Source organism: Pseudomonas sp. PME37.24/025 (assembly GCF_055556615.1).
Genome location: NZ_JBVHNK010000252.1, coordinates 1 through 266, shown reverse-complemented (window position 1 = coordinate 266; position 266 = coordinate 1). Strand labels below are relative to the sequence as shown.

General features: G+C 71.1%; 1 pseudogene. It reads right to left on the bottom strand.

Annotated elements, in window-relative coordinates:
- Nucleotides 1-266, bottom strand: a pseudogene (locus tag ACZ3HH_RS30260) (nucleoside:proton symporter); the annotation flags it as partial.

The following is a 266-nucleotide window of genomic DNA, read 5'->3' as shown; positions in this document are numbered from 1 at the left end:
ACCCAGGGTCTTCTGGAAGACGATGCCGAACCCGCGCGTGACCCACTTCAGCACCTTGAGATGCCAGAGCAGCGCAGAGAGGGCGCAGACGACAAGGATCACCGGCAGAACCCGGAAGGCGAAAATGAACGGCGGCCCCGCCGGCCCGGCCGGGAACGGCTGCTCCGTCCCCGCAAGATAGCCGAACACGAAGGCGGTGCCCGCCTGGGTCGCGCCCGAGAGCCCGTCGACGGCGGCGCCGACGCCCTGCAACCCCGCCCGGGCGG